The 26,507-nt window shown below is 62.5% G+C and carries 26 protein-coding genes; 10 read left to right on the top strand and 16 right to left on the bottom strand.

What is annotated here, in order from left to right; genetic code table 11:
- Positions 1-179: 179 nt before the first annotated feature.
- The 6 genes from KUV72_RS01110 to KUV72_RS01135 all read left to right on the top strand — a co-directional run bounded on the left by KUV72_RS01110 (position 180) and on the right by KUV72_RS01135 (position 6,447).
- Entirely contained in the window at positions 180-1,238 is a 1,059-nt protein-coding gene (locus KUV72_RS01110; protein WP_206939953.1) for a twin-arginine translocation signal domain-containing protein, read from the top strand.
- Positions 1,239-1,304: 66 nt separating this feature from the next.
- Positions 1,305-2,684 (top strand): glutamine synthetase family protein, encoded by a 1,380-nt coding sequence (locus KUV72_RS01115; RefSeq protein ID WP_222237158.1) that lies wholly within the window; start codon positions 1,305-1,307, stop codon positions 2,682-2,684.
- 44 nt (positions 2,685-2,728) lie between these two features.
- A complete protein-coding gene (locus tag KUV72_RS01120; protein WP_222237159.1) occupies positions 2,729-4,114 on the top strand; it encodes an aldehyde dehydrogenase family protein in 1,386 nt (461 codons plus the stop codon).
- 7 nt (positions 4,115-4,121) lie between these two features.
- Positions 4,122-5,300 (top strand): iron-containing alcohol dehydrogenase, encoded by a 1,179-nt coding sequence (locus KUV72_RS01125; RefSeq protein WP_206939947.1) that lies wholly within the window; start codon positions 4,122-4,124, stop codon positions 5,298-5,300.
- A gap of 89 nt (positions 5,301-5,389) precedes the next feature.
- Complete coding sequence (locus KUV72_RS01130; RefSeq protein ID WP_206939945.1) at positions 5,390-6,118, top strand: glutamine amidotransferase-related protein; 729 nt, start codon at positions 5,390-5,392, stop codon at positions 6,116-6,118.
- An 89-nt stretch (positions 6,119-6,207) separates the two neighbouring features.
- Positions 6,208-6,447 carry a type II toxin-antitoxin system Phd/YefM family antitoxin gene (locus KUV72_RS01135; RefSeq protein WP_222237160.1) on the top strand — a complete coding sequence of 80 codons (240 nt, stop codon included), beginning with the start codon at positions 6,208-6,210 and terminating at the stop codon, positions 6,445-6,447.
- A 158-nt stretch (positions 6,448-6,605) separates the two neighbouring features.
- Here the strand turns inward: KUV72_RS01135 and KUV72_RS01140 are convergent, their stop codons facing one another.
- From KUV72_RS01140 to KUV72_RS01150, 3 genes are all read right to left on the bottom strand, one after another.
- Positions 6,606-6,989 (bottom strand): type II toxin-antitoxin system VapC family toxin, encoded by a 384-nt coding sequence (locus KUV72_RS01140; protein ID WP_261317278.1) that lies wholly within the window; start codon positions 6,987-6,989, stop codon positions 6,606-6,608.
- A 39-nt stretch (positions 6,990-7,028) separates the two neighbouring features.
- Positions 7,029-7,259 carry a type II toxin-antitoxin system VapB family antitoxin gene (vapB, locus tag KUV72_RS01145; protein WP_222237161.1) on the bottom strand — a complete coding sequence of 77 codons (231 nt, stop codon included), beginning with the start codon at positions 7,257-7,259 and terminating at the stop codon, positions 7,029-7,031.
- Positions 7,260-7,354: 95 nt separating this feature from the next.
- Positions 7,355-9,661 (bottom strand): heavy metal translocating P-type ATPase, encoded by a 2,307-nt coding sequence (locus KUV72_RS01150; RefSeq protein WP_222237162.1) that lies wholly within the window; start codon positions 9,659-9,661, stop codon positions 7,355-7,357.
- 200 nt (positions 9,662-9,861) lie between these two features.
- Between KUV72_RS01150 and cadR the strand changes: the two genes are divergently transcribed.
- The gene (gene cadR, locus KUV72_RS01155) at positions 9,862-10,317 is read left to right on the top strand and encodes a Cd(II)/Pb(II)-responsive transcriptional regulator (RefSeq protein ID WP_222237163.1); all 456 of its coding nucleotides are present in this window, start codon (positions 9,862-9,864) and stop codon (positions 10,315-10,317) included.
- 109 nt (positions 10,318-10,426) lie between these two features.
- Here cadR and msrA read toward each other — a convergent pair whose 3' ends face one another.
- From msrA to KUV72_RS01210, 11 genes are all read right to left on the bottom strand, one after another.
- Positions 10,427-10,936: a peptide-methionine (S)-S-oxide reductase MsrA gene (gene msrA / locus KUV72_RS01160; RefSeq protein WP_206939938.1), complete on the bottom strand. Its 510-nt coding sequence runs from the start codon at positions 10,934-10,936 to the stop codon at positions 10,427-10,429.
- A 2-nt stretch (positions 10,937-10,938) separates the two neighbouring features.
- On the bottom strand, positions 10,939-11,385 hold the full coding sequence (gene msrB, locus KUV72_RS01165) for a peptide-methionine (R)-S-oxide reductase MsrB (protein WP_206939936.1): 447 nt from the start codon (positions 11,383-11,385) through the stop codon (positions 10,939-10,941).
- Between the two features lie 143 nt (positions 11,386-11,528).
- Positions 11,529-12,686, bottom strand: coding sequence for a beta-aspartyl-peptidase (gene iadA, locus KUV72_RS01170; protein WP_222237164.1), 1,158 nt, complete (start codon positions 12,684-12,686; stop codon positions 11,529-11,531).
- A gap of 110 nt (positions 12,687-12,796) precedes the next feature.
- Positions 12,797-13,579: a transporter substrate-binding domain-containing protein gene (locus tag KUV72_RS01175; RefSeq protein ID WP_409995875.1), complete on the bottom strand. Its 783-nt coding sequence runs from the start codon at positions 13,577-13,579 to the stop codon at positions 12,797-12,799.
- A gap of 376 nt (positions 13,580-13,955) precedes the next feature.
- On the bottom strand, positions 13,956-14,723 hold the full coding sequence (locus KUV72_RS01180; RefSeq protein ID WP_374107035.1) for a transporter substrate-binding domain-containing protein: 768 nt from the start codon (positions 14,721-14,723) through the stop codon (positions 13,956-13,958).
- Positions 14,724-14,919: 196 nt separating this feature from the next.
- A complete protein-coding gene (locus KUV72_RS01185; protein WP_222161695.1) occupies positions 14,920-15,651 on the bottom strand; it encodes an ABC transporter permease in 732 nt (243 codons plus the stop codon).
- Positions 15,651-16,355 (bottom strand): ABC transporter permease, encoded by a 705-nt coding sequence (locus KUV72_RS01190; protein ID WP_206939930.1) that lies wholly within the window; start codon positions 16,353-16,355, stop codon positions 15,651-15,653. The genes KUV72_RS01185 and KUV72_RS01190 overlap by 1 nt, the downstream gene beginning before the upstream one ends.
- Positions 16,356-16,373: 18 nt before the next feature.
- Positions 16,374-17,144 (bottom strand): ABC transporter ATP-binding protein, encoded by a 771-nt coding sequence (locus tag KUV72_RS01195; RefSeq protein WP_206939928.1) that lies wholly within the window; start codon positions 17,142-17,144, stop codon positions 16,374-16,376.
- Between the two features lie 222 nt (positions 17,145-17,366).
- Complete coding sequence (locus tag KUV72_RS01200; protein WP_222237165.1) at positions 17,367-18,359, bottom strand: succinylglutamate desuccinylase; 993 nt, start codon at positions 18,357-18,359, stop codon at positions 17,367-17,369.
- A gap of 675 nt (positions 18,360-19,034) precedes the next feature.
- Entirely contained in the window at positions 19,035-20,054 is a 1,020-nt protein-coding gene (locus KUV72_RS01205) for an SMP-30/gluconolactonase/LRE family protein (protein WP_206939926.1), read from the bottom strand.
- A 118-nt stretch (positions 20,055-20,172) separates the two neighbouring features.
- Entirely contained in the window at positions 20,173-20,742 is a 570-nt protein-coding gene (locus tag KUV72_RS01210; protein WP_206939925.1) for a lipocalin family protein, read from the bottom strand.
- Positions 20,743-20,944: 202 nt separating this feature from the next.
- Between KUV72_RS01210 and KUV72_RS01215 the strand changes: the two genes are divergently transcribed.
- A complete protein-coding gene (locus tag KUV72_RS01215) occupies positions 20,945-21,889 on the top strand; it encodes a class I SAM-dependent methyltransferase (RefSeq protein ID WP_222237166.1) in 945 nt (314 codons plus the stop codon).
- Positions 21,890-21,918: 29 nt separating this feature from the next.
- Here KUV72_RS01215 and KUV72_RS01220 read toward each other — a convergent pair whose 3' ends face one another.
- Positions 21,919-22,995, bottom strand: a complete 1,077-nt coding sequence (locus tag KUV72_RS01220; RefSeq protein WP_206939920.1) for a tartrate dehydrogenase — start codon at positions 22,993-22,995, stop codon at positions 21,919-21,921.
- A 208-nt stretch (positions 22,996-23,203) separates the two neighbouring features.
- Here KUV72_RS01220 and KUV72_RS01225 point away from each other — a divergent pair, with 208 nt between their 5' ends.
- Positions 23,204-24,109 carry a LysR family transcriptional regulator gene (locus KUV72_RS01225; RefSeq protein WP_222237167.1) on the top strand — a complete coding sequence of 302 codons (906 nt, stop codon included), beginning with the start codon at positions 23,204-23,206 and terminating at the stop codon, positions 24,107-24,109.
- Positions 24,110-24,138: 29 nt separating this feature from the next.
- On the opposite strand, the gene KUV72_RS01230 is transcribed toward KUV72_RS01225, so the two are convergent.
- Positions 24,139-25,335 (bottom strand): TauD/TfdA family dioxygenase, encoded by a 1,197-nt coding sequence (locus KUV72_RS01230; protein WP_222237168.1) that lies wholly within the window; start codon positions 25,333-25,335, stop codon positions 24,139-24,141.
- A 165-nt stretch (positions 25,336-25,500) separates the two neighbouring features.
- Between KUV72_RS01230 and KUV72_RS01235 the strand changes: the two genes are divergently transcribed.
- Positions 25,501-26,400 (top strand): LysR substrate-binding domain-containing protein, encoded by a 900-nt coding sequence (locus KUV72_RS01235; RefSeq protein ID WP_222237169.1) that lies wholly within the window; start codon positions 25,501-25,503, stop codon positions 26,398-26,400.
- Positions 26,401-26,507: the final 107 nt, after the last annotated feature.

Here is a 26,507-nt window from a genome sequence, read left to right on the forward strand (position 1 = left end):
TCCACAAGGCATGTTAGGCCGAATGCCGGAGCGAGCGATAGATAGCGCAACAGCGGCAACAAGACAGGAAACGAAAAACGGCAGGAGGCCGGCAACACACCGACAGGTGCAATGAGTCACAGCAGTACCCGATGGCATCACCCCTGACCACAACAATCGACAGAGTAGGGAGAGATCCAATGACCAACCGTCGCGACTTCTTGAAAAAGGCCGGTGTCGCTACCGCCGCTACCGTGGGCGCAGGCACTCTTGCGGCCCCCTATGTGCATGCCCAGTCGAAGACGCCGATACGCTGGCGTCTGCAGACCTATGCGGGGCCAGCGCTGGCGGAGCATGTCATCAAGCCTTCCATTGATGCCTTCAACAAGGCCGCCAATGGCGAGATGGAAATCGAACTGTATTTTTCCGATCAGCTGGTCCCCACCGGGGAGCTGTTCCGGGCCATGCAGAGAGGCACCATCGACGCCGTGCAGAGCGATGATGACTCGATCAATGCACCGGTGGACGTGTCGGTGTTCGGCGGCTATTTCCCGTTTGCCTCGCGTTACAGCCTGGATGTACCGACCCTGTTCAACCACTACGGTCTGAAGGAAATCTGGGAAGAGGCCTACGGCGAGATCGAGGGCGTGACCTGGCTCGGCTCGGGCAGCTGGGATCCCTGCAACTTCGTCACCCGAGAGCCCATTCGCAGCATCAAGGACCTCGAGGGCAAGCGGGTGTTTACCTTCCCCACTGCCGGGCGCTTCCTGACTCGCTTCGGGGTGGTGCCGGTGACCCTGCCCTGGGAAGACATCGAGGTCGCCATGCAGACCCGCGAGCTTGATGGCATCGCCTGGGCGGGCATTACCGAGGCTTACACCGTGGGCTGGGCGGATGTCTCCAGCTACTACCTGACCAACAACATCTCGGGCGCCTGGGCGGGGTCCTACTTTGCCAACAGCGAACGCTGGAACGAGCTCCCGGATCACCTTAAGACGCTGTTCAGGATGTGCATGGACAGCTCTCATTACTATCGTCAGCACTGGTACTGGTGGGGTGAAGCCCACTACCGCACCAAGGGTGGCAAGCTCGAACTGACCTCCATCCCGGAAGAAGAGTGGCAGACCATCGAGGATGAAGCGCTGGGGTTCTGGGATGAGATTGCGGCCCAGAGCGAGCGCAATGCCAAGGTGGTGCAGATCCTCAAGGACTACCGCCAGACCATGCAGCAGGCGGGCCCTCCTTATCGCTACAGCTGATACGAGGCAGTGCAGGCCGGCCTGCGGGCCGGCCCTTCATTCCTTCGCCCATGAGGAGGGTGATCGATGTCAGGACTCAACCCGAGGGACGTGCGCACGGCAGAGGATGCTCGGCGCGTGGTCGAAGCGCGCAACCTCAGCCACGTCAAAGTCGGCTTTCTCGACCTGGACGGGGTCATGGTCGGCAAGTACATGCAGCGTGACAAGTTCTTCGCCGCGCTGGAGGGGGGCTTTGCCTTCTGTGATGTCGTGCTGGGCTGGGACAGCAAGGACGAGCTGTACGACAACACGCGCTTTACCGGCTGGCATACCGGTTACCCCGACGCCCAGTTGAGGCTATTGCCGGAGACCTGCCGCGAGGTGCCCTTCGAGGGCGACATGCTGCTGTTCATGGCGGAATTCACCGAGCGGGCCGAGGCAATCTGTCCCCGCGGGCTGCTGCGTCGAGTGCTGACCCGGGCCGCCGACATGGGATTCAAGGTACATGGATCGCTCGAATATGAGTTTTTCATGTTCCAGGAGACGCCTGAGTCGGTGCGCGAGAAGGGCTTTCGTCAGCTGCGTCCCCTGACGCCCGACATGATGGGCTACTCGATGCTCAGAAGTTCGGTACACGCCGAGCTGTATCACGAGTTGTTGGCCCTGTCGGAACGCATGGACTTCCCCATCGAGGGGCTGCACACCGAGACCGGGCCAGGAGTGCTGGAGGCGGCCATTGGCGTCGACGAAGCCCTGGCTGCCGGTGACAAGGCGGCGTTGTTCAAGACCTTCACCAAGGTCTGGGCTCAGCGGCGTGGCCTGATGGCCACCTTCATGGCCAAGTGGTCGCCGGACTATCCCGGGCAGAGTGGGCACATCCACCTGTCGATGACCCACCTGAATGACGGCCAGTCGGCCTTCTACGATGGCGAGGCCGAGTACGGCATGAGTGCCATCCAGCGTCATTTCGTCGCCGGACAGCAGCGCCTGATGCCAGAGTTCCTGGCCATGTTCGCGCCTACCGTCAACAGCTACACCCGGCTGATACCTGGTTTCTGGGCGCCGACTGACGCCACCTGGGGGGTGGAAAACCGCACGACGGCGCTGAGGGTCATTCCCGGCAGCGCCAAGTCTCAGCGGGTCGAGTATCGCCTGGGTAGCGCTGATGCCAATCCCTATCTGGCGCTTGCCGCGGCAATCGGTGCCGGCCTCTATGGGATCGAGCAGCAGCTTGAACCCGACACGGCGGTCACTGGTAACGCCTACACACTGGATCACCCGGAGCATCAGGCGCTGCCTCGAACACTGTGGGACGCAGCGCAGCGGCTAAAGGGATCAGCCCCGGCGCGGGCGCTGTTCGGTGACGACTTCGTCGAGCACTTCGCGGCCACCCGAGAATGGGAAGAGCGCGAGTTCCGACGTCACATCACCGATTGGGAGCTGGATCGCTATTTCGAAATCATTTGACGCGGATGCCCGGCATCCCGCCCATCGACTGACGAGAGAACCGCATGGCCATTCAACAGACCCTATCGCCGGTGGACGGCTCGGTGTACGTAGAACGAGAGCAGGCCGATGCCGAGCATATCGAGCGTACCCTTGCCCTGGCGACCGATGCCCAGAAGCGCTGGCGTGACGTCAGTGTGGAACAACGCTGCCGTCTGGCCAGCGCCATGGTGGATGCCTTTATCTCCCGGCGCGATCAACACGTGGAAGAGCTTTGCTGGCAGATGGGGCGGCCCATCGCTCAAGCGGGAGGCGAAATCGGCGGTTTCGAGGAACGTGCCAGGGCCATGATCGAGATGGCGCCTGAGGCGCTGTCTCCCCTCAGGCTAGGCGACAAGCCGGGGTTTACTCGCTACATCCGCCGCGAACCTCTCGGCGTGTCACTGATCGTGGCGCCCTGGAACTTTCCCTATATGACGGCCGTGAATGCGGTGATCCCGGCGCTGCTTGCCGGAAACGCGGTGATCCTCAAGCACTCGGCCCAGACCCCGCTGTGCGCAGAGCGCATGGTGGAGGCCGCCCGGGAGGCGGGTATCGAGGAGGGCGTCTTTCAGTTCCTGCACATGAGTCACGCCGACGCCGAGCAGGTGATGGGAGATCCACGCATTGCCCACGTCTCGTTTACCGGGTCGGTCGCGGGTGGGCGCACCGTGGAGCAGGCAACGGCGGGGCGTTTCATTGCGACAGCGCTGGAACTGGGGGGCAAGGATGCGGCCTACGTGCGTGGCGATGTCGATCTGGACAACGCAGTGGATGGTGTCATGGATGGCGCCTTCTTCAACTCAGGCCAGAGCTGCTGTGGCATTGAGCGCATCTATGTCGAGCGGGCCATCTTCGATGATTTCGTCGCGCGCGCCGTGGCCTGGCTGAAGCAGCTCAAGCTCGGTAATCCCACCGACCCCGCCACGACCCTGGGGCCCGTGGTCAAACCTGCTGCCGCGGATTTTGTACGTGAACAGGTAGAAGCGGCGGTCGCTGCCGGCGCACGTGCCTGGATCGATCCCGGCGACTACCCGCTGTCCCGGCCAGGTAGTGCCTATCTGGCGCCGCAGCTGCTGACGGACGTCGATCACTCCATGGCGGTGATGCAGGAGGAGAGTTTTGGCCCGGTGGTCGCCGTCATGCCCGTCGATAGCGACGACGAGGCCATTGCTCTGATGAACGATTCCGCCTTTGGCCTGACCGGCGCGATCTTTACCCGCGACCTGGAGGCCGGTGAGGCACTGGCGGCCCGCCTCGACGTCGGTACGGCCTTCGTCAACCGCTGCGACTATCTGGATCCCGAGCTCGCCTGGACGGGGGTCAAGCTATCAGGACGCGGTTGCTCGCTATCGCGCCTGGGCTTTGACAGCCTGACCCGGCCCAAATCCTTCCATCTCAAGCATCCCTGAGGTCACCATGAGCGATATCAGCCGCTTTACCACCAGCTGGAATTATCCGTCCTCGATCCTGACCGGCGCGGGGCGTATTCGAGACCTTCCGCAACAGTGCCATGAGCTTGGCATGCATGCGCCGCTGCTGGTGACCGACCCTGGCCTGGCGGCGCTGCCGATGGTGGCGGATGCCCTTGAACACTGTCGATCGGAAGGACTCCGGGTCGGGCTGTTCAGCGAGATCAAGGGCAATCCGACCGGTGCCAATGTCATCGCTGGCGTGGATGCCTTTCGCGAGGGGGAGCATGACGGCGTGATCGCCTTCGGCGGCGGTTCCGGGCTTGATGCCGCCAAGGCGGTGGCCCTGATGGCCAATCAACGTGACGGCCTGTCGCTGTGGTCGCTGGAGGACATCGGCGACAACTGGAAGAATGCCGATGCCAAGGCCATCGTGCCGGTGGTAGCGGTACCTACCACCGCGGGCACCGGCTCCGAAGTGGGACGTGCCTCCGTGATTACCGACGAGGCAGAGCACGTCAAACGCATCATTTTTCACCCTGGCATGGTACCGGCGCGGGTGATCCTTGATCCGACCCTGACCGTCGGACTGCCTCCTGCGGTGACCGCAGCGACCGGTATGGATGCCCTGTCCCACTGCCTGGAAGCATGGTGCGCGCCAGGCTACCACCCCATGGCGGAAGGCATCGCGGTGGAAGGCATGCGGCGGGTACGAGACTTCTTGCCGAGGGCCTATGCTCATGGCGATGACCTGGAGGCCCGCCTTAACATGCTGGTGGCCTCCAGCATGGGGGCGACGGCCTTTCAACGAGGGCTGGGGGCAATGCACGCCCTGGCGCATCCTCTGGGAGCCCTCTATGACGCCCATCACGGCACCCTTAATGCCATCCTGATGCCCTATGTGCTCAAGGCCAACGAGCGCGCCATCGGCGAGCCCATGGTCCGCCTGTGTCGCTATCTGGATCTGCGCCAGCCCAGCACCGCCAGCGCTATCGATTGGGTGCTGGAACTGCGCGAACGACTGGCGATTCCTCATGATCTGGCGGCTATCGGTATCGACGATTCACAGGCCGACAAGGTCGCCGAAATGGCGGTGGTGGACCCGTCTGCGGGATCCAACCCCATCGCCTTCACGGCCGAGGACTATCGTCGGGTCTTTCTGGCGGCCCTTGAGGGCAGACTCTAGCGGCCGGCCTCGCCCGATGACACAGCCCTGGCGGCTCTCTGGCAAGGTGGCCGGCCAGCGTCAAGGGAGTACTGGTGATGGAGAACATCATGCGAATCGGTCTACTGCAGTGCGATGACGTGGCACCTGAACTGATCGCCGCCCATGGCAACTATCCCGCCATGTTCGAGGCGTTGCTGGCGCCGGCGGCATACGATCTTGGCGTGACGCTAGAGTGGCAGGTCTATCGCTGCCTGGATGGCGAGATTCCAACGGATATCGAAGCGGTGGACGCCTGGCTGACCACCGGTTCCAAGTTTGGGGTCAACGACGGCCATGACTGGATCGATCGTCTCGAGGGATTCGTACGCGATCTCTATCGTGCCGAGAAGCCGCTGGTGGGCATCTGCTTTGGCCACCAGTTGATCGTCAAGGCGCTAGGCGGCGAGGTCATCAAGAGCCCCAAGGGGTGGGGGGTTGGCCTGTCCAACAATCGGGTAGTCGAACGCGAACCCTGGATGACGCCATGGCAGGAAGCGCTTGACCTGCTGGTCAGTCACCAGGACCAGGTGGAGGTGCTGCCCGATGGCGCCTGTACGCTTGGGGGGAGTGGCTTCTGTCCCCACTACCTGATCCGGGTGGGCCGCTGCTTCCTCGGGGTTCAGGGGCACCCGGAATTTCGCCCGGACTACTCCCGTGACTTGATGAACCTGCGCCAGGGCCTGGTGGGAGACGCCCGGGTGCGCCAGGGACAGGCATCATTGTCCGGGCGAATCGACGACGCCGTGATGGCCGAGTGGATACTGCGCTTTATGCGCGAGGCGATCGCGGTCAGGTAGTGTGGTGACGATGACTGGAGCAAGCAGTATACGGTTGTACGCTTGTCTTATGTCGCAGGCAGTTTGTCGTGACCAGGCGGGGGAAGAGCATGCGGTCCTTTGATATCCATGAAGCCAGCACGCAATTGGTACAGCTAGTCGCTCGCGCGCAGCAAGGCGAGGGGTTCATCATCGCCAAGGCGGGTAAGCCCATGGTGCGTGTCACGGCTATTGATAGTCCAGGGCCTGGTCAGCAGAGACGCCTTGGCTTTCTGGAAGGCCAGTTCAGCGTGCCGGAGGACTTCGACCTAATGGCTGAGCGCGAGATCGCGGATATGTTTGGCGCTTGACGTGAACCTTCTGCTGGATGTCCACGTGCTTCTCTGGGCGGCCGCTGAGCCTGGCCGATTGTCGGTGGAGGCCGTAACTGATGACTGATCTTGCCCAATAAACGTGGATCACGGGCCAACGACAAGCGGATGCTCAGTGGAGTTCGGTGCACCCCGGATCACGTTGGGTGTTGATGACACCAATCCTGATACACAAGGCCTTCTACGCGGCCAAATTCTCGAACGTTATTGGTCACCAAAATGGCGCCGGATGCTATGGCGTGCCCTGCGATCCCCGTATCGTTATACCCGATGGGGGGGCCCGCGCTCCTTAGAGTGCTCATGATTGCCAGCGCAGCGTCTACCGCGAGTTGATCCCACGGCAATATGTCATCGAGTCGTTTGACGAACTCGTCCACCAAGGTCTTGTGTTTGGCCAACGCCTTTTTGCCGACCTGGCCGTAGCGCATTTCAGCGTAGGTGATGGCCGACACGACGATCCGGTTTCCCGATTCGACCGCTTCGCTCAAACGCTGGATAACCCTCACCAGACGTTCTCGCATGATGAACGAGCAAGTTCAGGTATCGAGCATATTAGGTCGTCACAGGTGGAACCTGCTCTCGTTGTTCACGACGGACGGGCGCTCCTGCAGGAAGTTGTCGTCTGCCTTGGGTAAATCCTTGAATGACTCCCAGGACGGGCGAGCAGGACGAAGGGTAATCACATCGCCGTCTCGGGTGATTTCCAGCTCTCTTATGCCTTCATAGGCCATGTCAGCGGGTAGTTGAACGGTCTGGCTCTTGCCATTCTTGAAAATTGACACGGTTCGCATGTCACGCTCCTCCTGAGGCTTCGCTCTCTGCATAGCGTAGTTGCGTCGATAGGCAGATGTAGAGCATATGCCCGACTCCCTCGAGCCCACCGCGCTTATGACTCGGTCCGATACGTCAGAATCCTCAGCCCATTGCCTACCACCAGAAGGCTCGATCCCAGGTCGGCGAAGACGGCCATCCACAGGGTGGCGTTGCCGGTCAGGGCGAGGGCCAGAAACACGGCCTTGATCCCCAGCGCCAGCGCAATGTTCTGCACCAGCAGTCGCCGAGTGGTGCGGGCCAGGTCGATCAGCCTCGGCAGGCTGGCCGGGTCATCGTTCATCAACGCGATATCGGCGGTCTCGATGGCCACGTCGCTGCCCGCCGCGCCCATGGCGATGCCGACATCGGCTCGGGCCAGCGCCGGTGCATCGTTGATGCCATCGCCGACCATGCCGGTGGTGCCGCGCTTGGCCAGGGCATCGAGGTGCTCGAGCTTGTCTTCCGGCAGCAACTCGCCGAAGGCTTCGTCGATGCCGGCTTCCAGGGCGATGGCATCGACTCGGGACTGGCTGTCGCCGCTGAGCACGCTGACCTTGACGCCTTGGCGATGCAGGCGCTTGATCGCCGCCTTGCTGCTCGGGCGCAGGGCATCCCGTACCTTGAAGCTACCCAGCACGGTCGCGTCGCGGCCAAGCCAGACGACGCCAGCAGCATCATCCGTTGGTCCATGACTCAGCAGTACCGTGTCGTCGACGCCCATGTCGCGGGCCAGACGGCCATTGCCGAGCCATAACCGAGCAGCCATATCGGTGTCGCTTATCGCCTCCCTGGCCACTAGACCACGACCACTGCGCTCCTCGACCTGCTCGAGAGAGACATCGGGCTGCGCGCCCAACCCCACCACCAGCGCGCGGGACACCGGATGGTTGGAGCGCTCGGCCAGGGCCACGGCCAGGCGGTGGCAGTCCTTGTCGGACGTGTTGCCGATGGCACTGGCGCTGACCAGGTGTGGCTTGCCCTCGGTCAGGGTACCGGTCTTGTCCATGGCCAGGTGGGTCAGGCGGGTGGCCTGCTCCAGAAAGGCGCCTCCCTTGATCAGAATTCCCTGGCGAGCGGCGGCGCCGAGCCCGCTGACCACGGTGACCGGGGTCGAGATGACCAGGGCGCAGGGGCAGGCAATGACCAGCAGGACCAGGGCACGATAGACGCCGTCGAGCCACGGACCGAGGCCCAGCAAAGGCCAGCCGACAGCTACGACCAGCGCCAGGACAAAGACCACCGGCGTGTAGACGGCGGCGAAGCGGTCGATGGTGCGCTGGGTCGGCGCACGCCGTGACTGGGCGTCCTCTACGGCGTGAATGATGCGGGCCAGGGTGGTGTCACTGGCGTCGCGTGTCACGCGATAGTCGAGATCGCCGGATAGATTGATCGAGCCTGCGTAAACGGTGTCACCTGGACCGCGTTCGCGAGGCAGGCTTTCGCCCGTGATAGGGGCTTCATCCAGGCTCGCTTCACCGCGCACAATTTCACCATCCAGCGCCAGGCGTTCACCGGCGAACACCCTGACCAAAGCCCCAGGCCTGACCTCTTCTGCCTTGATCTCGCGCCAACGGTTCGCCTCGGCTGCGCTCTCGTCGCGCACTCTTGCCATGGGAGGCGCCAGGTCAAGCAAGCCTGAGATGGCCCGGCGGGCGCGCTCCAGCGAGCGCGCTTCCAGATGCTCCGCCAGGGTGAACAGCACAATCACCATGGCCGCCTCGGACCAGTGCCCAATCAGCATGGCGCCGGTGACGGCAACGCTCATCAGGGCATTGATATTGAGGGTGCCCTGGCGTAGCGCCAGCAAGCCTTTCTTCCAGGTGGGCAGCCCCACCATGGCGATGGCGATAATGGCCAGCAGCGCCGCCAACCAGGGCACGCCCAGGCCAAGCCAGCCGGTGACCTCTGCCCCCAGGGCCAGTGCGCCGGCGACTGCCAGGCGAGCCCAGGGCAGAGAAGCGCTATCGCGGGGGGGCTCCTGCTTGGCCTGATCAAGGAAGCGAGCCGTCATTCCCGCCTCCTGAATACGCGACGCGACCGCCCGGCGGTCCACATTTCGGTGATGGATGGTGAGCCGACGCTGCATGGTGTCAAAGGTCAGCTGCTCGACGCCTGGCAGGCTGTTCAGTGCTTTGCGCAGGACGCGCTCTTCAGTCGGACAGCACATTTCGTCAACGATCACGTCCAGGCGCTGAGTGCCTTCCGGCGTAGCCGCAGAGGTACTGTCGGTCGGTGCATTCTGGGTCGACGCGCTCTGGGTCGACGAACAGTTCGCACTCGACGTTCCGCTCGGGTCGTTGCCGCAGGACGCTTTCGTGTGCCCGACACTGCAGCAGGATGAGGGGTCGTCTGACGGTGTCTGGCGCTCAAGATCAGCCATGCCTGGAACTCCAAAGAGGATTCTGGTATCCAAGTTGACACCCTGTAGTGACTACAGAGTCAAGCATCCGAGTGAGTCACGAGATCACCTGCCGCGAGAATACGTCCAGCATGGGCGGCGAAGGCATGGCGCAAGCTTCGATGACATGCCAAGAGCGTCGGTGACATGCCAAGAACGTCGAGAGAATGGGGAGGCCGTAAATGAAGATAGGAGAACTGGCCCGTCGTAGTGGGGTGAAGGTAGAAACGCTGCGCTACTACGAGCGCGAAGGGTTGCTGCCCGAGCCCGAGCGCAGTGACGGCAACTATCGCGTGTATCGTGATGCCCACGCCGAGCGGCTGGATTTCATTCGCCACTGCCGCGCGCTGGACATGACCCTGGACGAAATCCGCGCGCTGCTGGTCTGCCAGGATCACCCGGAGCGTCCCTGTGAAGATGCCGATGCGTTGATCGAGGCACACCTGGGCCATGTGGAGCAGAGAATTGCCCAGCTGTCCCGATTGAAGGCGGAGCTCGAGGGGCTCAGGCAGCGCTGCGCTGGGCATGGCACGGCGGGAGAGTGCGGCATTCTCAACGAACTGGCGCAGCCGGTAGGGGACGTGAGTGGTGGAGGAGACGCCGGGGTTCATGTGGGCGGTGCGCATCCCCGGCGTTGAACCCCGTGAGAAACGACGACACCGCCCAGAAGGGCGGTGTCGCAGTTCGCATACCAACGGCAGGACATCGCGTGCTTAGCGCGCGATTGCCGCCTGCCTGGAGGCAACCTCAGGCCTCTTCCGTGCGCTTGGGCAGGACCCAATCCGGGCGCGGGAAGTGGCAGGTATAGCCGTTGGGAAGACGTTCCAGGTAATCCTGGTGCTCCGGCTCGGCTTCCCAGAAGTCGCCTACAGGCTCCACTTCGGTCACCACCTTGCCCGGCCACAGTCCCGAGGCGTCGACATCGGCAATGGTGTTCAGCGCCTCTGCCTTCTGGTCCTCGTCCACGTAGTAGATGGCGGACCGGTAGGACATGCCACGATCGTTACCCTGACGGTTGACCGTCGTCGGATCATGAATCTGGAAGAAGTACTCCAGCAGTCGACGATAGCTGATCACCGCCGGGTCAAACATGATCTCGATGCCCTCGGCATGGGTGCCATGGTGGCGATAGGTGGCGTTTTCCACGTCGCCACCGGTGTAGCCGACACGTGTACTTTCGACGCCTGGCAGCTTGCGGATCAGATCCTGCATGCCCCAGAAGCAACCTCCTGCCAGAACTGCGCGTTGTAGTGCCATGTTCAGATCTCCTCCACTTGATCCAGGTACTCGCCGTAGCCTTCGGCTTCCATGTCATCGCGGTGGATGAACCTGAGCGACGCCGAGTTGATGCAATAACGCATGCCACCCTTGTCTCTAGGGCCGTCTGGAAAGACATGACCCAGGTGGCTGTCGCCATGGCTGGAGCGCACCTCGGTACGGATCATGCCATGGGACGAGTCCACCAGTTCATTGACGTAGGCAGGCGCAATGGGCTTGGTGAAACTTGGCCATCCGCAGCCGGACTCATACTTGTCCGACGACGCGAACAGGGGTTCGCCGGAGACAATGTCCACGTAGATGCCCGGTTCATGATGATGCAGATACTCGCCGGTGCCAGGACGCTCGGTACCGCTCTCCTGAGTGACCCGGTACTGTTCACGATTGAGACGGGCAATGGCCTCGGGTGACTTGTCGTAGGTTTTCATAGGCTCTCCTCGTGGATGGGGGAGACACGGGCTTGGCACATCGATTTGTCAGCCATCGCACGCTCACTCAACGGTCGTTGCGCTGGCCGCCCAAGCTCGTGGGACAGCCTTCAGTCTGTGATCCGCCAATAATCCTTACACGACTAACGATCTGTGTCACGTCGATGCACGCATCGTCCCAGCGCCCAGACCTCGTCAATTGCCCAGGCGTCGTCAGCAAGAACCAGCAGGTCCGCATCCTGCCCCACCGTGAGGCGTCCCTTGCGGGCAAGGCCCAGGGCGTCCGCACTGTGGCTGCTGGCGAAGCCTAGTGCGTTCTCCAGCGCGATACCGTGGTCGTTGACACATTCGCCCACGACCTCGAACAGGCTGTCGAGGCGTCCCGCCTTGAGGCCAATGAAGCGGCCATGGTCATCGAAGCGCGGCAGAGAAGCGTTGGCGTCTGACGAGAGCGTCACGCGCGAGGGCTCGACACGCGCCTTGAGCGCCCGCGCGACCGCTTCCGAGGCGGGGACTTCGCCCTCGGCGAGCAGCTCCGGGGTGGTACTGGTCGTGAGGTCGATGCGGCCGCCGTCACGGGCGAAACGCAGCCCGTCTTCGAACAGGGTCGCGGTGCGGTTGATATGGGTGGGCATGAACTGAGCGATAGGCAGTGCCGTGGTACGTGCCACCTCGCGCAGGATCTCGAGTCCCCCTGCGGCGTCGCCGGTGTGGATGAACACAATGCCGGACTTGCCCGCCAGCATGCCCGCAGTGCGGCTATCCGATGCCAGCCGGGCCAGCTCCTGAATGGACGGTTGGGAACCGCGGTGGTCGCTGATGGCGACCTCTCCCACACCGATGTATTCAGGAATATACAGGATGTCCTGAGCGACGGAGCCGGTCAGGGTGACCGGGGGAAGCTGGTAGGACCCGGTATAGGCGTAGCAACTCAGTCCCCCGGCGGCGAGCTCGCGCACCTTGCCGAGCAGGTTGGCCGGGGTGCGGGTCAGGGCGTCGGTCCCCAGGGCGCCGATCAGGGTGGTGACGCCGGAGCTCACGGCGTCCTCGAGACGCAGCTCCGGGGTGCGGGTGCCAAAGCCGCCCTCGCCGCCGCCGCCGGTCATATGGACCAGCGGATCCACCAGGCCAGGAATCACTCGCCGCCCCTCCAGGTCCTGGACCGAGAGACCGGGCAAGTGAATGTCCGGGCTATCCTGCGGGTCGAGTATGGCGGCGATGCGTTGGTCGGCGATCAGCAGATGCTTGAGGCCAAGCGGAGCTGGGGCATACAGCCGCGCATTCTTGAGAAGGGTCAGCATGGCGGTTCCTGCGGGTCGGTCGAGGCTGGGATGTGGCTGGCGCAACGCCAGCCAGCGTTCGGCACTCCAGGCCGGGCGGCGTTCACCGCCCGGATCTGGTAGAGGCATGGCTACAGTTTAATGTCGTAGCTGAAGTACTCGCTCATGATCTCGTCGTAGGTCCCATTGGCCTTGAGCTCTGCCAGCGCTTGATTGAAGCGCTCGGCGAGGTCGCGATCACGCTTGCGGAAGGCAACGCCGACGCCTTGTCCGAAGTAGGTGTCGGGCTCCTTGATGAAGTCGCTGATGCGCACAAAATCGCTTGCCTCGGTATCGATCTCGATCATCGCCTCGGCGATGGGGTAGTCCATGAAGGTCAGGTCAAGACGGCCGGCACGCAGGTCGGCGACCACATCGTCGGCGCTGGCATAGCGGCGTACCTCGAGCACATCGCCGTACAGGTCGGTCACGTAGCGATCCTGCAGGGTAGCGCGCTGGACGCCAGCCGTGAGCCCTTCAAGGCTTGCCTTGTCGGAGATGTCGATGTCCCGGCCACGTGGCGTGATCCAGGCGCTCGGCGTGGTGTAGTAAGGCTCGGAGAACAGTACCTGGCGGCTGCGTTCCTCGGTGATCGCCATGGACGACATGATGGCGTCGAACTTGCGCGCCATCAGCGCCGGAATCATGCCGTCCCAGGGTTGCTCCACCCAGGTGCACTGGATCTCGAGGTGCGCGCAGACGGCATTGCCCAGGTCCACTTCAAAGCCGGTCAGAGTGCCATCTGCGGTCTTGTACTCGAACGGTTCGTAGGGCACGTCGACGGCCAGGCGCAGGGGGTCGTCGGCCAGGACGGGAGGAGTGGCAAGCATCACAGCTGCCAGGGTGGAGGCAAACAGCATGGGAGAGCGTGGCATGGGGAAATCCTCAAATAACGGAAAAGTGTTGTGTGGTCGAGACACAAGCTCACCGCCCACAATAATAAGGCGGAAAGACACCGGGGGGATGTCGTACGGGAGATAGCCAGGCGCCGATGACGCCAGCGATTATTCGTCGAACCACTCGCTCAGGGCGAAGCCATCCAGCCAGAGCGACTGGGGCAGGGACAGGGGGCGAGATAGGGGCATCGCGCCGTGGAGGAGCAAGGGCGAAGGCACGTCAGGTCAGCTCAGGTCCAGATCGGTGGTGGTTGACGCCGACCCCAGAGGGTCGACGTCATGCAGAGCCAGGGTGAGGTGACTCAGCAACGCACTGTGTATCCAGCAAAGTACGATTTATTCAGCAAAGTACGATTTATTCAGCAAAGTACTTGGCATGGATCTCGTCATAGGTGCCATTGCCCTTGAGGGTGGCCAGGGCGTCATTGAAGGCCTTGGCCAGGTCTTCGTCGCGCTGGCGGAAGGCAATGCCGAAGCCGTCACCGAAGTATTCCTTCGGTTCGGTGATCTGCTCACCGACCACCTTGTAGTCACCGGCATCGCTGTCCAGCAGCGTGGACTTGCCCACCGGATAGTCGAGGAAGCCGATATCCACGCGACCAGAGTCCATGTCCAGGACCAGGTCGTCGGCGGTGGCGTAGCGGCTGACATCAGCGACATCTCCGTACAGGTCGGTGACGTAGTTGTCCTGCAGGGTGCCGCGCTGCACACCGATGGTCATGCCCTCGAGGGCCTCGGCATCGGGGTTGCCCATCTCCAGGTCGGCAGGGGCAAACCAGGCTGACGGCGGAGTGAAGTAGGGGTCAGAGAACAGCACCTGCTCGCGACGCTCGTCGTTGATCGTCATGGACGACATGATGGCGTCGTATTTGCGTGCCATCAGGCCAGGAATGATGCCGTCCCATCCCTGCACCACCCACTCGCACTGGATACCGACCTCGGCACACAGGGCATTGCCCAGGTCGATGTCAAAGCCGGTCAGCTCGCCGTCAGGGGTGCGGTACTCCATGGGCTCGTAGGGAACGTCGACGCCGATGCGAATATCACGAACCTCAGCCTGGGCGGTGGAGGCAAGCACCGCCGTGCCGATGAGACTCGCGGTAAAAAGGTTGCGCAGTGTCATGTGGAGTGACCCTTATTGTTGATGAGAGATGGTTGATAGGAGGGTACTGGCAGGCGTCTCGTGGACGCATGATGCCACCTTAGCGAATCACGCCCCCGTCAGGAAGGAAAAAAAGGGGGCAGTGAAACGGTAGTTCCCAACGCTCGTTTGACGATCCTCAAGGGACGCCGGAGGAACTGGCCTCCGGCGTTGGTCTCTAGCCTGAAGCCGGCTTAAGGTGCGCCAGCAAGCGCTTCTCGAGATAGCGGAACAGATAGAGGATAGCGAAGGTCAGGCACAGGTAGATGGCCGCGACGAACAGGAAGGCATCGAAGGGCGCATAGAAACGTGCGTAGACGAAGCGAGCGGCGCCGGTCAGGTCCATGATGGTCACCACGCTGGCAATGGCGCTGGCGTGGAGCATGAAGATGACCTCGTTGCCGTAGGCCGGTAGCGCCCGACGAAAGGCGCTGGGCAGCACGATGCGACGCATCATCAGGGAGTAGCGCATGCCGTAGGCCCTGGCCGCTTCGATCTCTCCACGGGGAGTTGCCTTGATGGCGCCATGGAAGATCTCGGTGGTGTAGGCCGCCGTATTGAGGGAGAACGCCACCAGCGCCGGGAAGAACGGCTTCTCCAGCAGCACCCAGAGCCAGGTGTCCTGGATCCCCTCGACGAAGACGACGCCATAGTAGATAAGATACAGCTGCACCAGCAGCGGCGTGCCGCGGAAGACGTAGGTGTAGAAGAAGATGGGCATCTTGATCCACCGGCGCTTGGAACCGCGGCCAATGGACAGGGGGACCGCAGCAACCAGGCCAACGATCAGCGACAGGAAGACCAGTTGGACCGTTGTTGTCAGTCCTTCACCGTAGTAGGACAGGGTGTCCAGGGTGAAGATGCTGTTGTCGGCCAGCATTGTCTCCAGTGAGGCGAGCACAGATTCCATCAGTCATGGCCTCCAAAACCGACGTCATAGCGCTTTTGCAGCTTGGCAAAGAACCACTCCGAGACGCTGGCGATCAGCAGGTAGATGATCGCGACGATAATCATGAACAGGAAGGGTTCCCGGGTGGCCTTGGACGCTTCGGCGGCCACCCGAACCATGTCCGACAGGCCGATCACCGAGACCAGTGCGGTGGTCTTGAGCAATACCATCCAGTTGTTGGAAAGGCCGGGCAGAGCGTGGCGCATCATCTGGGGAAAGCGGATGCGCCTGAACACCAGCGCATGGCTCATGCCGTAGGCGCGTCCGGCCTCGATCTGGCCGCTGTCGACGGCCAGAAAGGCGCCGCGGAAGGTTTCTCCCATATAGGCGCCGAAGATCAGACCGATGGTCAGGACGCCTGCCACGAACTCGTTGACGTTGATGAAGATATCGATGTCGAAGCGGTCATACAGCCAGTCGGTGACCATATTGATGCCAATCTGGCCGCCAAAGAACAGCAGCATCATCAGCACCAGGTCGGGGACACCGCGGATGATGGTGGTATAGAGGGTTCCCAGACGATGGGCGACCCAGTTGCGTGACATCTTTGCGCTGGCGGTAATCAGTCCCAGCACAATGGCCAGGATCAATGACAGTACTGCCAGCTCGATGGTGACCAGCGCTCCCTCGAGAAGGCGCGGCCCGTAACCGTGAAGGTCAATCATGGGTCTCTCCTGGCCGTCTCAGCGCTTGGGTGCAAGAAACTGCTTGAGTCGCTCGGAACGGGGATTGCCCAGCACCTCATCGGGAGGACCGGCTTCTTCTACCTGCCCCTGGTGCAGGTAGATCACCTGGCTGGACACGTCCCGGGCAAAGGCCATCTCGTGGGTGACCACGATCATGGTGCGGCCCTCTTCGGCCAGGTCGCGCATGACCTTGAGCACGTCGCCGACCAGCTCCGGGTCAAGCGCTGACGTCGGCTCGTCGAACAGCATCACCTCCGGGTCCATGGCCAGGGCGCGGGCGATGGCGCCGCGCTGCTGTTGGCCTCCGGAAAGCTGGGCGGGATAGTAGTCGGCGCGCTCCGCCAGGCCAACGCGCTCAAGCAGCGCCCTGGCATGCTGGATGGCTTCCTTCCTGGGCTTCTTCAGCACATGCACGGGCGCTTCGATGACGTTTTCCAGCAGGGTCATGTGGGCCCACAGGTTGAAGCTCTGGAACACCATCGACAGTTTGGCGCGCATCTGCACCACCTGGTTCCAGTCGGCGGGTTCCCGCCCGTGCTTGGTTTCCTTGAAACGGATCTGCTCGCCATGAACGATCAGTTCGCCTTCATTGGGCTGCTCGAGCAGGTTCATGCAACGCAGGAAGGTACTCTTGCCGGAGCCGGAAGCTCCGATCAGGGTAATGACGTCACCCTTGCGGGCCTCCAGGGACAGCCCCTTGAGCACTTCGGTGTTGCCGAAGCGCTTCTTGATATTGCGCACTTCCAGCGGAATCGGTGTATCAGCCATGGATCGGGCTCCAGAGAAAAACGGCCGTGCCTGGTAAGCCGGCCGAATGGCGCGGGCTGGCGCGAAAAAACGGGGGATTCTAACAGGCTTGGGTCGGCGCAGCAGACGAAGCGAAATACAGAAGCATTATACCTTCGTCTAATCTGGAGGGGCGGGTCATCATGATGTTATCTCCAAGTTGTTGTTATCTCGAGAATATCGGGGAGATCGCAGCGTACAGGGTCAGTCCATGTCGAGAGCAACAGGGGCGACCAGAAGCGCTGCACGGGCGCCGAGTTCCACCTTGGCGTTGGGAAATACCACGCTCAGTGGTGTTGCGCCGATGCGCGTTTCACCGGCCTTGGCGTCGCGGGCGACGACCTCGCCCGGCGCGAACTCGGTGAAGTTCGGGGTGTTGTCGGCAAAGCACAGCGTAAAGTCCTCGCTTTCGCGAAAGACCTCCATTTCCACCGCGAAGCCCTGTAAATCCGCGATCTGCCCCTCTCGCGGAGACAGTCCGCTCAGCAAGGCCAACAGCAAATCACCCATGGCAGCAAGGGGCGCAAGATCATTGTGACCGAAGGGCAGCGCCTTGCCGAGTTCCAGCGTAAACGCCTGGGCCTGGTGGTAGTGCTTGCTGTAGTGGGAAAAGGTCCAGCTATGCTGATGCTGCTTGAGCGCCGCCTGAATGCCAGCACCGGCCATCCATCGCCACTGCTGTGGTTCGGTAAGCGTGTCAGCGAAGGGGGCCACCACGAAGCGCGGATAATGGCTGTCGCGAATGGCGGTATGCAGGTCGTAGTGCAAGCGTGACAGCTGGGGGTGGTCAGCAAAGAAGGTATCTACTGCCGCCATCAGTTCACGCGCACGGTCGGCCTCATCACCGGGTTGGTCCAGGCCTTGGCGGAACAGCCGATTGAGGTTGGTCTCGACGAAGCGCGTGTTGCGTCGAATGGCTTCCAGGTTGCCCAGGATCACCAGCACGGGAGCCCCCAGCTCGATGAAGCCGGCCTCAAGGCGTGCCAGGCAGTCTCCGAGCAGCTCAATGGGAGCCGTCTCGTTGCCGTGGATACCGGCTGACAGCACGCAGGCGCGTGCGTGGGGAGATACGTGGTCTGGGGTAAGGCGCAACACCCCTGGCGCTTCGATGCGGTAGTGTCCGCCGTGAATCCTGCCGTCTGACGGGAGCGAGGCGGAAGCAGCGTCGAGGCTTTTCGACAGCCAATCAGAAAGCATGTCGAGCTTCCTCTGTGGTGCTACACAACATACGGGTATGGCGAGGTAGAGCAAGCAACATGGGCAGCGTTCTTTGTTGTCGTATGCGGTGGTGGTGTGTGACGCCTACCGCTGGGCGTCGCCAACTCGGCACGCTGACGCGACGCCAGTCTGGCGAACCGGCGCCGAGGAGCGCACTGCCCTCACGGTGATCACGGCATCATGTGGATCCAGTGGCGCTGGCCCGGAGCACATTCTGACGCCTGCTCCTTTGCACGTTCCGATGCAAGTTCCGGTGCAGGTTCCGATGAGAGCTGAGCCAGCTTCGGCACGCTTCACGCTAGCTGCAAGGGCGGGCGTCGATCTGGTGTAAACCCGGGGTGCGAAGATGAAAGGTCGTGTAGCGTCGCCGGCGAGCACCGGTAAAGGGCAGCTGCAATGACGTCACGGCGCAGTGCTGGCGTCTCACGGCCTTGCCGCTACATTCGCCCCGGCTCGCCGATTCGCTTCGGCGAGCCGGGGCTAGGCTCAGGAGGTCTAGGGTTTGTACGAAAAGTCGACGAGCGAAGGTTGGACAAGGCAAAAAACGGTGAGAAAGCGCAGTTTACAGGGTGTAAATGAGCATTTTGACCGGGCTGGCGTACCAGCCGATTTTTAACGCCGTATGACCGAGCGCAGGCACTTTTCAGGCAAGCCCTAGATTCCCCGTGCACCGGTGTACAGGGTGTAGATCGACTGACTGGCAGCCATCAGCAGGCGGTTGCGTTTCTCACCCACAAAGCAGACGTTGGCGCACACCTCTGGTAGCAGAATACGGCCGATGAGGGTGCCGTCACTGGCGAAGACGCTGACACCATCGATGCCCTCTCCTCCAGACGTACCTACCCACAGGTTGCCGTCCTCGTCGCAGCACATGCCGTCGTAGCCCTCGGTCTTGCTCTCGACCAGCCGCGTTGCTTCGCCTAGCGTCTTCTGGTCGCTGTCCAGGGTGAAGCGGGTAATGGTCGCAGGTTGGTCGGGATGGTGAGAGGGGGCCGTGTCAGTGACGTATAGGGACGTGCCGTCCGGGCCCAGAGCGATGCCGTTGGGCTTGAACAGCTCGGTAGTCAGCCGTCGAGGCTCGTCCAGGCCTTCTTCCCAATAGTAGATCGCAGTGTCCAGCTCCAGCTCACGCTTCTGCCCCTCGTAGTCGGAGTGAGCGCCGTAACCCGGGTCGGTAAAGATGATCGCGCCCCCCGGAAGCGTTACCAGATCATTCGGGGCATTCAGGGGTTTGCCTTCGTAGGTGCTCGCCAGCACGCTGAGGCTGCCGTCCCACTCATAGCGTACTACCCGTGCAGGGGAGTGTTCGCAGGCCACCAGCCGACCGCGATCATCGAACGCGTTGCCGTTGGAGTGCCCCACGTGGTCACGCAGCACACTGACCTGACCACTGGCCTCGTCCCAGCGCATCTGTCGCGCTCTTGGGATATCGCTGAACACCGCGTAGCGGCCGACGGCGTTCCAGGCAGGCCCTTCCAGCCACAGCCCGCCTGTCCATTCGCGCTCCAGCGGAGCGTTGAACAGCTTGTACGATGCGAATCGGTCGTCTACCACCTGCCATGCATCGACCGGGTAACGTTGGGGGGCGGGGGCCTGAGCGAACAGCGACGGTGCAAAGCTGCTGGCGCCGATGGCTGCCGTGGCAGCAAGAAATTCTCGTCTTCCAAGTGACATTGGGGAAACCTCCATGCAGTGAAAAGGCAGCCACCATGGCCGCCCCTTCAGCGTATGAGGTAATCATGCATCTGTATGTTATACATTTTGACGAGGGCTGGTGGACCTGATCGGCGGCTCACGCCCCTTGTCGATACGCGGTGCAGGCCTCGCCCTGGTCGACGTTGATCAACTCATCAACCGGGTAGTCGAGGCGTTCGGCGCGCTCGACCAGCGATTGGTAGGTCGCCTGGTCCAGTTGAGGACTCCGCGCCAGAACCCAGAGATAGTCGCGGTCTGGTCCGGTGACCAGCGACCATTGTCCTGCGTCGTCCAGCGCCAGAATGTTGTAGCTTGAGTAGAAGGGGCCGAAGAAACTCACTTTCAGGCGACCAACATTGTCTTCCTCAAGCAGGTAGGCCTTGCCTTCTGCCACATCCACGTTGCCCTCGGCGAGGTTGACGCCGCGGTTGATCACTCGCACGCCACCGTCGTCGCGCAGGGAGTAGTCTGCGGTCACGCAGTCCAGCCCCTCTTCAAAGCTGTGATCGAAGCGAGCGATCTCGTACCAGCGCCCCAGGTAGTCATCAAGGGCAAAGTCATTGATGGGTTGGGTACCCGAAGGCAGCCCGGTGCAGCCGGCCAGCGCCAGCATGCTGAGGGGAAACAGGGTGGTCAGAGAGCGAAGACGGCGTCCGTGCGAAGACATGGTGACTCCAGAGAAACGTTCATGATGTAAAGCTAGTGTATGTCTCTGGTATCAATGTTGTCCAAGGGTGGGGCGGCTTCTGCCAATCGCCACTCCGGTGCTGATACCCGCGTGGTCAGATGACCAGTGGGGAACGGAGAATCAGGGCATGGCCGTGAAGGACAGTACGACAGGGCATCAGAAGACAATAGGGAGCCTGGGGATGAAGGACACGAGGTCACGCAGTGAGGCGGTATTGGCAAGAGTTGATGAGCACTACGCTGGCAAACCCGCTGGCAAACCCGCTGGCAAACCTGCTGGCCGCCTTGATGCCGGTTTGACCGACCGGCTGAGAGATGCCTTTCAGGCGGCAGGCTGCGATGTGGAGCGGCTGAGCCTGGACGAGATAGCGGGTATCGACCAGCTTCATCTTGGCGGCCGCGCGGCGAGTCGACGGCTGAGCCAGCTGGCTCAACTGCCCGCAGGCAGCCGCGTGCTGGATATCGGCTGTGGCACCGGGGGTGCCAGTCGCCTGCTTGCCGCTGAAGGCGACTGCCAGGTGGTGGGGATTGACGTCACGGCGGAGTTTATCGATGTGGCCAGATGGCTCAGTCGTGCCACCGGGCTGTCGTCCAGGACCCGGTTCATCTGTGCCGATGCCGCCGAACTGCCGCTGCCCAGCGCAAGTGTTGACGCGGTCTGGTGTCAGCATGCGCTGCTTAACATGCCGACCCCCGATGCGGTGATCGGCGAATGGTGTCGAGTCCTTGCCGGTCAGGGCAAGCTGCTGCTGCATGAGGTGGTCAGCGGTGACAACCCCTCACCGCTGGTGCTGCCGGTGCCCTGGGCAAGTCGCCGAGAGCATAGCCAGCTCGAGTCACTGGCTCAGCTTGAGCGGCGCCTGAAAAGCGCTGGCTTTGAATGCCTGACGCTTGAGGACGTGACGGCCGATGCCCTGGCATGGCGGGGCAAGCATGCACGCCACGAACAACCGCCACAGGCTGAGACGACGCAGGGGACGCCCGCAAAGACGGAGGGCAGCCGTCACAAGCTGCCCGGCGCGGCGGCCATCTTCGGTGAGTCGTTTGTCGACATGGGGCGTAACCTGCTCGACAACCTTCAGCACGATCGGGTGAGGGTGGTACAGGGCGTGTGGCAGCGGGGCTGACCTGTTCGATCAGGCCTGCCCCGTCGGCCTCAGCCGTGAGCAATCCGCTCGCTGATGGCACCACCCAGTTGCTCGGTGGTACCAGTGCCACCAAGATCCGGCGTCAGGACCGCCTTGTTGCCGTCTTCCAGTACGGCTTCGATCGCCGCGAGGATGGCGTCGCCGGCGTCCTTGTGTCCCAGGTGTTCGAGCATCATGGCTCCGGACCAGATCTGGCCGATGGGATTGGCGATGCCCTTGCCGGCGATATCCGGTGCGCTGCCGTGAACTGGCTCGAACAGGCTGGGGAAGGTGCCCTCAGGGTTGATGTTGGCAGAGGGCGCGACGCCAATGGTGCCGGTGCAGGCAGGCCCCAGGTCAGACAGGATGTCGCCGAACAGATTCGAGGCGACCACCACATCGAACCAGTCCGGGTGCATCACGAAGTTGGCGGTCAGGATGTCGATATGAAACTTGTCGACCTCGACATCGCTGTAGTGCTTGGCCATCTCGGCCACGCGGCTGTCCCACCAGGGCATGGTGATGGCGATGCCGTTGGACTTGGTGGCGGACGTCAGTTTCTTGCGAGGCCGGCTCTGGGCCAGGTCAAAGGCGTACTTGAGGACTCGGTCGACGCCGTGGCGGGTCATCACGGTTTCCTGAATGACGACTTCCCGATCAGTGCCCTCGAACATGGTGCCGCCAACGCTCGAATACTCGCCCTCGGTGTTCTCGCGAACCACATAGAAGTCGATGTCCCCGGGCACGCGTCCTGCCAGAGGACTCTTGATCCCCGGTAGCAGGCGGCAGGGGCGCAGGTTGACGTACTGATCGAACTCGCGTCGAAACTTGAGCAGCGATCCCCACAGCGAGATGTGATCGGGCACTTTGTCGGGCCAGCCGATGGCACCATAGAAGATGGCATCAAAGCCGATCAGCGTCTCACGCCAGTCGTCCGGCAGCATCTTGCCGTGCTCGAGGTAATAGTCACAGCAGGCGAAGTCAAAGGTCTGGGTGTCGAGCGCAATATCGAAACGCTTGGCGGCGGCCTCCAGGGCGCGCACGCCCTCTGGCATGACTTCGGTACCGATGCCGTCTCCGGCGATGATCGCAATGCGATGAGACATGGGGCGAGCTCCTGTCAGCGTTGATGTTGATCTGTTGTTAGTGGAGAGACTGCCAGCCGAGTGGTTGCGGGTTGAACGGCCGTCTGTCGTCAGGTCGGCGGTCCTGACGTTGGCCAGGTCGCCGTCGCTGAAGCCAGTGTAGCCCTTTACGTGAATGGGATAATGGGGCTTTATGGCAATTCATTGTTGAATCTTGGTGGAGAGTGGCGTGGCGTCACTGGATGATCTTGCGTTCTTTCGCCAGCTGGCGCTGGCAGGCAACTTGACGGCTACGGCGCGGGAGCTTGGGCTGTCGCTGTCGGCGGTGAGCAAACGGCTCAAGCAGATCGAGGCGCGGCTGGGGGTTGAGCTGGCCACGCGTACCACCCGCCGGTGGACCCTGACCGCCGAGGGAGAGCGGTATCTGGCCCGTGGCATGGCCCTGCTGGAAGAGCTGGCAGAGCTGGAAGAGAGCCTGGGGGAGGACCGCCGCGCACTGGCGGGGCCGATTCGCATCAATGCCACCTTTGGCTTCGGTCGCCGCCACGTGGCTCCACTGCTATCCGATTTCTGTGCCCAGCATCCCGGGATCGAGGCGTCGCTTGAACTGTCGAACTTTCCTGCGCCGCTGGTGGAGGGGGTCGATCTGGGGATCCGTATCGGCGAGCCACCGGACTCGCGCCTGGTCGCGCGTCGGCTGGTCATCAACCGTCGAGTGCCCTGTGCCTCACCTGACTATCTGGCCAGGCACGGACGGCCCGTCGCCGTCTCCGACCTTCAACGCCATGCCTGTCTGGTGCTTCGCGAGAACGATAGTGACTTTGCTCAGTGGCGCTTTGAAGATGCCCAGGGCAAGGAGGTATCGGTGAAGGTCGGTGGGCGCCTTGCCAGCAATGACGGGGAAGTCATCAAGCGGCTGGCGCTAGACGGCCACGGAATCATGCTGCGCTCCTGGTGGGATGTCTGTGATGACCTGGCGGCGGGAAGGCTGATCCAGCTGCTGCCGGGGTGGCAGGGAGTCAGGGCCGACTTCTTCGCGGTCTATGCCCAGCGCCGTCACGTGCCGGCTCGACTGCGGGCGCTGGTCGACTTTCTCGCGAAGGGACTGGAAGACCGCATTGCTGTCCCGGCTTGAGCGACGGGCTGGCGCACTAGGGCGCTGGCTCAGCCCTGTCTGGCCAGCACGCGCAAGCGTGACTCCAGCATGTCGCGGTCCAGGTAGGTGCCCTGCAGGTGGCGCTCGCCGGTGCTGGGGTCGAACGCTTCGCGACCGTGGAGAACCCGGCGATTGTCAAAGGCGACCATCTGCCCTGGCTTGAGCTCAAGGGATATTCGGTGCTCCGGGGCGTTCAGCAACGCCCAGAAATGGGCGTAGGCCTCGTACCAGGGGGCGATCAACGCCTCCGGCAGGTGGAGGGTGTCACGAATCCAGTTATTGAAGCGAATCTCGCGAATGCGCCCATCCGGCGCCACGTCTATGACCGGTTCGCGCACGCCAATATCCTGCTCGTCATCCTGAAAGCGAAAGTCGATGGGCGTTGTCGCCAACAGGGTGAAGTGGGCGGGATGTTCGGCCCGCAATGCCTCAGCGACCTGAACGCCGTCGGCAAAGATCGAGCCGCCTCCTTCGGCATCGTTCTTGAGGCAGTAAAGCAGCTGTATGTCCGGCGGCTGGCGCCAGTTGGGCAGGTCCGTATGCAGCGCCAGGCCGATGGCCGTATAGGCTGCGTTGTTGGGGTTGGGCTTTGAGACTACGTCGAAACGTGCACCGAAGTTGGTCGCTCTGAGCGGTCCGATACGCTGCGCCAGTCGGCTGACTTCGTCCAGGGCCAGCGGGCCGTCATCCAGCAGCACCAGGCCATCGCGCAGCAGTGCGGTGAGCCACCGTTGTTCGCCCTCACCGCCGGCGACGAGGTCTGAGTGGCGTACACGCTCGGCAGCGAAACCATCGGGCCACGCCACCGTGTTGGGCAGCGGCGACGGGCTTGAATACCCTGGCCGGCGCTGATGCAGCCAGCCGCTGGCGAACCGGCTGATATGCTCATCCTGCCAGGACAGCTGCAGTTGCCCTTGTACGACCCGTGCACCAGACAGCCGTGGCGTTTCCTCAAGGGGCATCACCAGCCGCTCCCGGGTCTGCGGGTGTCGGCATCGCTCGCAGGCACAATGATCACGAAGCCAGATCAGCGGGTAGCTGCCCTCGTCACCGTTTTCCCAGGTCAGCCTGACGTGGGATTCGCTGGTGCTGACGGTGGCAAGCCATGGCCGCTCGGGGTAGGGGGCGAGTTCATGCATGTCGATTAGCGCGTCAGCGCGTAGGGAGACGTCAGTCGCTTGGGGCGGCACGGCATCGCTTTGCATGGAAACTCTCCTGAATCGGCATGTCGAAGGTGAGGGAGGGGAAACATGGTGGCGGCTCGAGCCCGCGTCGACAAACGACTAATATGGGGTCTTAGGCCAAGCTCTGCTTATGGCACCTTTTTGCTTGGTGCCAAGTAAACCAACCACTACGCGGATGGATACGAGATGAGCGCTCTTCCTCCTCTCCACTGGCTGCAGGCCTTCGAGGCTTCGGCGCGCACGCTGAGCTTCACCGCAGCAGGACAGGAACTGTCGGTGACTCAGGCGGCCATCAGTCAGCGCATCAGGTTGCTGGAGGACCGTCTGGGGCAAGCCCTGTTCGTACGACACCCTCGCAGCCTGTCGTTGACCCCGGCAGGCCAAGCCTGGCTGCCGAGCGTGCAGGAAGCCTTCGCGCGCCTGGAAGAGGGAACGCTTGAGGTGTTCGGTACCACCTCGGAAGGCCAGGTCACCCTGCGCACCACGCCCGCCCTGCAGCATTATTGGTTGGCGCCTCGGCTGGCGCGTTTTCACGCCACTCATCGCGATATCTCGGTCAGGGTGGTCAGTGCCATCTGGAGCGCCGACTTTGGCGCCCAGGGGGCGGATATGGAAATCCGCTACGGCCGAGGGGACTGGGGGAATGTGGAGAGCATCAGCCTGGGCAAGGAGTCGCTGATCCCCGTATGTTCACCTTCGCTGGCCGAGCGTCTGGCCTCACCGGGGGATCTGGCTGGACAGACGCTGTTGCACGCTGCAGGATTCGCCTCAGGCTGGCTGGCGTGGCTGTCTCTGGTGGACCAGGCAGCACTGTCGCGCCAGTGCCATAGCCTGGTATGTGACAACCTCAGCATGGTTATCAGCCTTGCCGAGCAGGGCGTCGGAGTGGCATTGGTGCATCAGCGCCTGCTAAGTGGCAGGCACTCCCTGGTGGCCCCTTTCGCGACGGCATTGCCCGTGGATGAAGGGTTCTGGCTGTGCCGGCCAAAACGGCAGCAGGGTCAGGCCGCACACGGTCTGTGGACGTGGCTGCTGGCCTATCGGGAGGATGCCGAACGTTCTGTCATCACCCCTGCCTCCACCTGAGTCACCTGAGTGCTCGTATCCATGATGGCCAGGCGGGGCGAACCATACACGCGTAAACTTGTCCTCATAGGGTTTGTTGCCAGCGCCGTTGCCGTCGTCCACGCCAC

Origin of the sequence: Halomonas sp. DP4Y7-1 (assembly GCF_019800705.1) — a bacterium.
In the GTDB taxonomy this organism is placed as follows: Bacteria; Pseudomonadota; Gammaproteobacteria; order Pseudomonadales; family Halomonadaceae; genus Halomonas; species Halomonas litopenaei_A.

What these genes read in the sequence shown, in the direction of transcription:
- KUV72_RS01195 (WP_206939928.1), bottom strand. Translation starts at nt 17,144, where the DNA reads ATGGCTGATACACCGATTCCGCTGGAAGTGCGCAATATCAAGAAGCGC.
- iadA (WP_222237164.1), bottom strand. Translation starts at nt 12,686, where the DNA reads ATGCTGACCCTTCTCAAGAATGCGCGGCTGTATGCCCCAGCTCCGCTT.
- KUV72_RS01205 (WP_206939926.1), bottom strand. Translation starts at nt 20,054, where the DNA reads ATGTCACTTGGAAGACGAGAATTTCTTGCTGCCACGGCAGCCATCGGC.
- cadR (WP_222237163.1), top strand. Translation starts at nt 9,862, where the DNA reads ATGAAGATAGGAGAACTGGCCCGTCGTAGTGGGGTGAAGGTAGAAACG.
- KUV72_RS01140 (WP_261317278.1), bottom strand. Translation starts at nt 6,989, where the DNA reads ATGCGAGAACGTCTGGTGAGGGTTATCCAGCGTTTGAGCGAAGCGGTC.
- KUV72_RS01115 (WP_222237158.1), top strand. Translation starts at nt 1,305, where the DNA reads ATGTCAGGACTCAACCCGAGGGACGTGCGCACGGCAGAGGATGCTCGG.
- KUV72_RS01135 (WP_222237160.1), top strand. Translation starts at nt 6,208, where the DNA reads ATGCGGTCCTTTGATATCCATGAAGCCAGCACGCAATTGGTACAGCTA.
- KUV72_RS01220 (WP_206939920.1), bottom strand. Translation starts at nt 22,995, where the DNA reads ATGTCTCATCGCATTGCGATCATCGCCGGAGACGGCATCGGTACCGAA.
- KUV72_RS01120 (WP_222237159.1), top strand. Translation starts at nt 2,729, where the DNA reads ATGGCCATTCAACAGACCCTATCGCCGGTGGACGGCTCGGTGTACGTA.
- KUV72_RS01200 (WP_222237165.1), bottom strand. Translation starts at nt 18,359, where the DNA reads ATGCTTTCTGATTGGCTGTCGAAAAGCCTCGACGCTGCTTCCGCCTCG.
- KUV72_RS01125 (WP_206939947.1), top strand. Translation starts at nt 4,122, where the DNA reads ATGAGCGATATCAGCCGCTTTACCACCAGCTGGAATTATCCGTCCTCG.
- KUV72_RS01175 (WP_409995875.1), bottom strand. Translation starts at nt 13,579, where the DNA reads ATGCCACGCTCTCCCATGCTGTTTGCCTCCACCCTGGCAGCTGTGATG.
- msrA (WP_206939938.1), bottom strand. Translation starts at nt 10,936, where the DNA reads ATGGCACTACAACGCGCAGTTCTGGCAGGAGGTTGCTTCTGGGGCATG.
- KUV72_RS01190 (WP_206939930.1), bottom strand. Translation starts at nt 16,355, where the DNA reads ATGATTGACCTTCACGGTTACGGGCCGCGCCTTCTCGAGGGAGCGCTG.
- KUV72_RS01185 (WP_222161695.1), bottom strand. Translation starts at nt 15,651, where the DNA reads ATGGAATCTGTGCTCGCCTCACTGGAGACAATGCTGGCCGACAACAGC.
- KUV72_RS01150 (WP_222237162.1), bottom strand. Translation starts at nt 9,661, where the DNA reads ATGGCTGATCTTGAGCGCCAGACACCGTCAGACGACCCCTCATCCTGC.
- msrB (WP_206939936.1), bottom strand. Translation starts at nt 11,385, where the DNA reads ATGAAAACCTACGACAAGTCACCCGAGGCCATTGCCCGTCTCAATCGT.
- KUV72_RS01110 (WP_206939953.1), top strand. Translation starts at nt 180, where the DNA reads ATGACCAACCGTCGCGACTTCTTGAAAAAGGCCGGTGTCGCTACCGCC.
- KUV72_RS01130 (WP_206939945.1), top strand. Translation starts at nt 5,390, where the DNA reads ATGCGAATCGGTCTACTGCAGTGCGATGACGTGGCACCTGAACTGATC.
- KUV72_RS01210 (WP_206939925.1), bottom strand. Translation starts at nt 20,742, where the DNA reads ATGTCTTCGCACGGACGCCGTCTTCGCTCTCTGACCACCCTGTTTCCC.
- KUV72_RS01215 (WP_222237166.1), top strand. Translation starts at nt 20,945, where the DNA reads ATGAAGGACACGAGGTCACGCAGTGAGGCGGTATTGGCAAGAGTTGAT.
- KUV72_RS01180 (WP_374107035.1), bottom strand. Translation starts at nt 14,723, where the DNA reads ATGACACTGCGCAACCTTTTTACCGCGAGTCTCATCGGCACGGCGGTG.
- KUV72_RS01230 (WP_222237168.1), bottom strand. Translation starts at nt 25,335, where the DNA reads ATGCAAAGCGATGCCGTGCCGCCCCAAGCGACTGACGTCTCCCTACGC.
- KUV72_RS01235 (WP_222237169.1), top strand. Translation starts at nt 25,501, where the DNA reads ATGAGCGCTCTTCCTCCTCTCCACTGGCTGCAGGCCTTCGAGGCTTCG.
- vapB (WP_222237161.1), bottom strand. Translation starts at nt 7,259, where the DNA reads ATGCGAACCGTGTCAATTTTCAAGAATGGCAAGAGCCAGACCGTTCAA.